Origin of the sequence: uncultured Pseudoflavonifractor sp. (assembly GCF_944387275.1) — a bacterium.
GTDB classification, from domain to species: Bacteria; Bacillota; Clostridia; order Oscillospirales; family Oscillospiraceae; genus Pseudoflavonifractor; species Pseudoflavonifractor intestinihominis.
On record NZ_CALXEG010000038.1, the window covers coordinates 23,035 to 29,034 of the forward strand.

General features: G+C 64.6%; 3 protein-coding genes. All 3 read left to right on the plus strand.

The window, feature by feature from the left end:
- The first annotated feature begins 393 nt into the window (after nt 1–393).
- The 3 genes from Q0K23_RS09950 to Q0K23_RS09960 all read left to right on the plus strand — a co-directional run bounded on the left by Q0K23_RS09950 (nt 394) and on the right by Q0K23_RS09960 (nt 5,199).
- Complete coding sequence (locus Q0K23_RS09950) at nt 394–1,824, plus strand: hypothetical protein (protein ID WP_294521521.1); 1,431 nt, start codon at nt 394–396, stop codon at nt 1,822–1,824.
- 56 nt (nt 1,825–1,880) lie between these two features.
- Nucleotides 1,881–3,680: an aspartate--tRNA ligase gene (gene aspS / locus Q0K23_RS09955; RefSeq protein ID WP_294521522.1), complete on the plus strand. Its 1,800-nt coding sequence runs from the start codon at nt 1,881–1,883 to the stop codon at nt 3,678–3,680.
- 697 nt (nt 3,681–4,377) lie between these two features.
- Nucleotides 4,378–5,199 (plus strand): tyrosine-protein phosphatase, encoded by an 822-nt coding sequence (locus Q0K23_RS09960; RefSeq protein ID WP_294521525.1) that lies wholly within the window; start codon nt 4,378–4,380, stop codon nt 5,197–5,199.
- The last annotated feature ends 801 nt before the right edge of the window (nt 5,200–6,000 follow it).

The window sequence follows — 6,000 nt, forward strand, 5'->3', positions numbered from 1 at the left end:
GTTAGCCCCCAGACTTGTAAACCCCTGCAATTCAATGACCGTTCTCAATGCCGCACAAAGTCTCTGCGCCGTGTTTCAGCTTTTGCCCGAGGCAAGCCTTCCCCCTGGAGGGGAAGGTGGATGCTGCTGCTTGGGGCCCCCACATGAGCTCGGCGAGGCAAAAATGGGGCCCCCGCGGAAGGCGGAACGCCTTTCGTGGGGAGAGGAGCCGCAGTAAAATGAGCGAGCTCTCGCCTTCAGGCGGAAGCGAGGGATATGGCACTTGCGGCGACGATGTCGGATGAGGGGACGGTCCCCGTCCCATACTCCCATGGGAACTTTCGCCCCCCGGTTTCCGTCTGAAGAGAGCGCGGATTTCCGCGACACTATGACTGTCTGCTGGAGGATTTCAATATGAACCGTAAGCTGATCGCCGTGGGCCTGTCTCTGGCCCTCACCCTCACCGGAGCCCCCGCCCTGGCGGCCTCCGCGGTCGACGCCTTCCCCTCCCTCAACACCTACCCCGGCTACGCCGACGTGCCCGCCGGCAGCTGGTTTGAGTCCAGCGCCAAAATCTGCTACGAGACCGGCCTCATCACCGGCTCGGACAGGGGCTTTGAGCCCTACCGCACCATGGCCGTGTCCGAGGCGGCGGCCATCGCCGCCCGTATGGCCGAAATCCTGGACGGCGGCGACGGCCTCTTCGACAACCCTGCCGGTTCCCCCTGGTACACCGGCGCGGTGGACTACCTGAAGGGCCTGGCCAAGGACGACGCGGTGGTGCTCTCCCTGCTGTCCCAGCCCGATAAGACCGTCACCCGGCTGGGCTTCCTCAAGCTGCTGTCCGCCGCCCTGCCGGAGGATCAGCTGCCCGCCGTCAACACCATCACCGCCCTGCCCGACACCGCCGACACCGACGTGCTCCGCTTCTACAACGCGGGCATCCTCACCGGCGTCAACGACTACGGCATGTTCGCCGGGTCCAACACCCTGACCCGCAGCGAGGCCGCCGCCATGGTGGCCCGTGTGGCCCGGGCCGACCTGCGGGTGTCCTTCACCCCCACCTTTGACGCTGTGGTGTGGGCCTCCCTGGACGTGCCCGACACGGTGTACTTCCAGGGCAATGGCAAGACCGTCACCGCCCAGATGTACCTCACCCACGCCCTGAGCCTGATTTCCGGGCTGGAGGACGCCAGCGCCGAGGGCGGCGTTGCCTTCAACTGGTCCAACACCCTCAGCAGCGGCGAGACCTACAAGGACTACGTGACCAACAGCGCCATGACCTACTTCGGCGTCACCAAGGACATGGCCACCGAGCAGTACAAGGACCTGGACATTCAGGTGTTCTACAGCCGCTATCTGGACCTGGGCGGGACTGCCTCCCAGGCGCAGGCCTACACCCTCTACGTGGGCACCGACGGCTCCTTCACCTCCTACCCCGCCGCCGCCACCGACCTGGACCCGGCCGCGGACAGCGCCGCAGTGGTGAAGCACCTGCTCTCCGAGATGAGCAAGCTCACCGGCTGGAACCTGGACACCGGCGACATCTACGTGGGCAAGGGGGGCGTGACCGTGTCCTGGGCCAGCACCTGCGCCCTGTACACCGGCCCCGCCGAGCCCCAGAAGGACCAGTTCCACATGTACGACGCCAGCCAGCTGGCCTTCACCCTGCTGGACAGCGTCCAGCGCACCATCCAGTGCGCCTTCTCCCCCGCCAACCCGGACAGCCTGGACGTGTGGTTCTGCGCCGCCGACGGCAGCGCCCTCAAGCTGGACAACCTGGGCGTCACCCTGCCCATCGACCAGCCCTACTCCCACGGACTGCTGGAGCGTCTGATGGGGTAATTCAAATACAAACCGTTATTCTTATGCATTATATTACATTTTGGAGTTGATTTGACATGGCAAATGCCAAAACCTACTACCGCACCCACTCCTGCGGGGAGCTCCGCATGGAGCACGTGGGACAGACCGTCACCCTGGCCGGCTTCCTGGAGAACTTCCGTGAGGTGGGCGCCAACCTGGGCTTCCTGGTGCTGCGGGACTTCTACGGCACCACCCAGGTGGTGGCCGAGACCGAGGAGATGGTCAAGACCATCAAGGCCCTGAACAAGGAGTCCACCATCCAGGTCACCGGCGTGGTGCGGGAGCGGGACAGCAAGAACCCCAAGCTGCCCACCGGCGACATCGAGGTGGTGCCCCAGAAGATCGAGGTGCTGGGCCGCTGCCGCCACAACGAGCTGCCCTTCCCCATCAACCGCAGCCGTGAGGCCGACGAGTCCGCCCGCCTCAAGTACCGCTATCTGGACCTGCGCAACCCGGAGGTGAAGAATAACATCGTCCTCCGCTGCAACGTGGTGTCCGCCCTGCGGCAGGCCATGACCGCCCACGGCTTCATGGAGATCACCACCCCCATCCTGACCGCCTCCTCCCCCGAGGGCGCCCGGGACTACCTGGTGCCCAGCCGCAAGCACCCCGGCAAGTTCTACGCGCTGCCCCAGGCCCCCCAGCAGTTCAAGCAGCTGCTGATGGCCTCCGGCTTCGACAAGTACTTCCAGATCGCCCCCTGCTTCCGGGACGAGGACGCCCGCGGCGACCGCTCCCCCGGCGAGTTCTACCAGCTGGACATGGAGATGGCCTTTGCCGACCAGGAGGACGTGTTCGCCGTGCTGGAGGACGTGCTGCCCCCCATCTTCGCCAAGTACGGCAAGTACGACTCCGCCTCCTCCGCCCCCTTCAAGCGCATCCCCTACCTGGAGGCCATGGAGACCTACGGCTCCGACAAGCCCGACCTGCGCATCGACCTGACCGCCCAGGACGCCACCGAGGCCCTGGGTGCCTGCGGCTTCGGCCCCTTTGAGGGCAACACCGTCAAGGCCGTGAAGGTCACCGGCTTCTCCGCCACCCGCAAGCAGATCGACAAGCTGTGCGCCGACGTGGAGGTCCAGGCCGGCGGCAAGGTCTACTGGTTCCGCTACGACGAGAAGGGCGAGATCGTGGGCGGCATCGCCAAGTTCGTCCAGCCCATCAAGGACGCCGTGGTGGCCGCCCTGGGCCTGGAGAAGGGCACCTTCGTGGGCCTGACCGCCGGCAAGAAGCTCTCGGCGCAGAAGACCGCCGGCGTGCTCATCAAGATGCTGGCCCCCCTGTGCCCCGACCACTTCCACAAGGAGACCTATGAGTTCTGCTGGATCGTGGACTTCCCCATGTACGAGATCGGCGAGGAGAGCGGCGAGCTGGAGTTCTGCCACAACCCCTTCTCCATGCCCAACGGCGGACTGGATATCCTGAAAAAGGCCGCCGCCGGTGAGGTGGACCCCCTGTCCATCACCGCCTTCCAGTACGACCTGGTGTGCAACGGCGTGGAGCTGTCCTCCGGCGCCGTCCGGAACCACGACCCGGAGATCATGATCGAGGCCTTCCAGCTGGTGCGGCTGGGCGAGGACGACGTCAAGGCCAAGTTCCCCGCCATGTACAACGCCTTCACCTACGGAGCCCCCCCGCACGCCGGTATCGCCCCCGGCGTGGACCGGATGGTCATGCTGCTCTCCGGCGAGGACTCCATCCGGGAGGTTATCCCCTTCCCCATGAACAAGAACGCCCAGGACCTGATGATGGGCGCCCCCAGCTTTGTGGACCCCAAGCAGCTGGACGAGCTGAACATCGTCTGCACCAAGAAAGAGGACGAGACTGCCGAATAAGGCCCCATAAGCCTTCCCCCTGGGGGGAAGGTGGCTGCCTCTCGGGGCCCCCGCACGAGCCCAGCGAAGCGGGTCGTGTGGGGAGAGGACGAGCAGCGGAGTGAACGAGGCCTGCCGCTTGCGGCGGGCTGAGCGATACGCAGCTTGCGAGGACGATGGCGGATGAGGGGAGGGCCTTCAAGCTTGCGAAGATGAGGGGAACGGTCTCCGACGGCCTACTTTCCAGCGAGGGAAAGTAGGCAAAGCTCGCCATGGGGCAACAGGCGCGGAAGGGCCCTTTCAGGGCCAAACGCGCCCGTTTCCCCCTGGTACCCCCTTCGAGGACGCGTCCGGCGGCGGCAAAATTCAATCACCCGCCGTATTTGTGAGCAGTTACCACGCCGGTTCGGTGCCCCGTGTGCCGTTCCCCTTCTGCCCGAGCAGGGTTAGCCCCCAGACTTGTGGGCCGCTGCAATTCAATGACCTTTCTCAATGCCGCACGCAGTCTCTGCGCCGTGTTTCAGTCTCCGCTGAACGCCGCAATTCCCCTCATCAGTCACGCTTTGGCGTGACAGCTTCCCCCAGGGGGAAGCCTATGGGATGCGTTCTAAGCCTTCCCCCTGGGGGGGAAGGTGCCCCAGTGCGCACACTGGGGCGGATGAGGGGAACCCCTCGTATGCCACAGTTTCCTGCCACAGAAAAAAAGGAGTGACGGTTCATGTCCCAACTGCCCAGATCCATCGGTCTTACCGGAGTGAAAAACGCCCGCGAGTTGGGCGGCATTCCCGCCGCCGGCGGAAAACAGGTGCGGAAGGGGCTGCTGCTGCGCACCGGCGCCCTGTGGGAGGCCACGGAGGAGGACCGCCGCATCCTTGCCCAGGACTACCATCTGGCCTGGGTGGCCGACTTCCGCACCCTCAAGGAGGCCGGCGCACGGCCCGACCCCGCTTTCCGGGGCACCTCCTTCTACCACCTGCTGGTGCTGGACGAGAACGGCGGCGGTATGAGCCAGGCCGCCCGCTCGGTGGCGGAGCACGACCGGAGCGACTTCAACGCCCTGCTGCTGGCCATGGCCAGGTCGGGCACCTTCAGCAACCGGTCCTACTGTGAGATGTTCTTCACCGCCTGGGGGCTGGAGGCCTACCGGGCCTTCCTGGACCTGGCCCTGAAGAACGACGGAGAGCACGCCCTCCTCTTCCACTGCACCGCCGGCAAGGACCGCACCGGCATCGCCGCGGCCCTGCTCCTCTCCGCCCTGGGGGCCGACCGGGAGACCATCCTGGAGGACTTCCTCCTCACCAACCGGTATCTGGCCCACGAGCTGGCCCAGGCCGAGGCCTACGCCCGGCAGAACTGCCCCGGCGACGCCGAGGCCCTCATGCCCGCCATCCAGGCCACCGCGGGCGTGGACCGGCAGAACCTGGCGCTTCTGCTGGAGGAGATCGACCAGCGGTTCGGCTCCATGGACGCCTTTCTCACCGGCCCCATGGGCCTCAACAACCGGAAGCTGGAGCGCCTGCAGGGCATCTATCTGGAGTAAATTTCGCCATATTGGGCCGCATTTTGGCCTTTTCAGCCGTCCTCCGGCAGGATTTTCCCGACGGAGGACGGCTTTTCAAAAAATATTCACAAAGTGGCCTTCTCCGTTCATAAAATGTTCCCATTTTTTTCAGACTGGTTTCAGCTTGATTGGGTATCATATGCATGTCAACAGAGATGATACCTCTCTCTTTTGACTCTTCCCAAGCCCGGACGGAGCCTTGAGCAAGTTCCGCCGATCGGGCCGCGTTTCTTCTTTCCTTCTTTCCCGGCAAAAAGCCGGCCTGTCTGACAGGCCGGCTTTTTGCCGTCTATTCTGCGCTTTCGGAGCGAAACCTGACCCTTTCACCATCAAAAGTGTATTGCCTGCCCCATCTTTTGCTTCGCCGGGCTAATGCGGAGGCCCATTTGTGGCACTGTAAGCTGCCGTCCCCCTCATCCGCCCCCTTCGGGGGCACCTTCCCCCCAGGGGGAAGGCTTGCCTGGGGGAAAAGCTGAAACACGGCGCAGAGACTTTGTGCGGCATTGAGAACGCCCCTTGAATTGCAGCAATTTACAAGTCTGGGGGCTAACCCTGCTCGGGCAGAAGGGGAACGGCACGCAGGGCGCCGAACCGGCAAGCAACTACTTTCAAGTTGGGCGGCTTCTTGGACACCACCGCCGCAAGCCGCGTCCCCGAAGGGGGTACCAGGGGGAAACGGGCGCGTTTGGCCCTGAAAGGGCCCTCCGCGCCTGTTGCCCCATGGCGGCTTTTGGGTACTTTTCGCCGGAGAAAAGTCCCCCGCCGGAGGCTCGTCCTCGC